A 1,009-nucleotide genomic window follows, 5' to 3' on the forward strand; every position below is an offset into this window, starting at 1 on the left:
GCCTTTGTATAGGGCGTTTGCGGAAGGCGTTTTTTCATTTAGTTCAAAGAGCTTTAGTTCAAGGTTCAAGTATTCAATGTTTAAAGTTGAATAAGCGTACATACCCCTTACCCCTTAAACATAGAACCTTGAACAGCTTCAGCTCTTTAAACTTTTTTACAATTTAACAATTTCACAACTTAACAACTATAAACCTTAAACATTATGAAAAAGATTTTATTATGTGCGGTATTTCTGCCCTTAGTGCTGAACGCCCAAGATGATTACAGAAGCAGAGTGGGCATCAATACCACTACGCCCCAAGCCACTCTAGACATTTCTAAGGTGGCAGTAAGTCCTACGATGCCAGCAGATAAGCCACAAGGGGTATTATTCCCTGAATTGACTACGGCGGAACGCCTTGCCTTTTCATCTAATACCAAAAAGGGGACTCTAATATACAATAAGGACAAAAATTGTATAGAAATGTACAAAGGTCTTATCAATGGAGTACACGAGTGGACTTGTACTAACACTAACACGAATGCAGGCAGTGAAGTGAGTAATCCCTCTGCCCCAGCTACCGCCGCTCTAGGAGCAGTACAAGATGTTAAGCTAGTGGTCTTTAAACACAATGGTAAAGACTACTTGGTACAAGGGAGCAACTTACAAGAAACAGGCATAGCCAACGGAGCAGAAATTACAGTAAATATCCCTTACAGCAGTGCATCGCCCACTAATGGAGCTTATACCGCTTACGAGCAAACCTTAGCCCTAAAAAATGGGAGTGGCTATATGCAAGACTTTAAGCTGTACTATCCAGCGGGTAATTTTGCAGGGGCATCGGGTACTATATCCGCTAAACTAAAGAATGTGAGTGGGGCTACTTACTACCCTGCCTTAGACCCAGAAGATGGGATATATCGCAATGCTATTGGCAATGCGAATGCTTACATCATTAGCCTAAATGGGAGCAGTACTACCACGCTCAAAGTGCAAACGATTACAGGCGTTCCTGACCGTTGCTATG

The 1,009-nt window shown here is 42.2% G+C and carries 1 pseudogene; it reads left to right on the forward strand.

What is annotated here, in order from left to right:
- Positions 1-204: 204 nt before the first annotated feature.
- Positions 205-1,009, forward strand: a pseudogene (locus tag D1003_RS10915) (hypothetical protein); the annotation flags it as partial.

Source organism: Riemerella anatipestifer (assembly GCF_009663465.1).
Classification (GTDB): Bacteria; Bacteroidota; Bacteroidia; order Flavobacteriales; family Weeksellaceae; genus Riemerella; species Riemerella anatipestifer_C.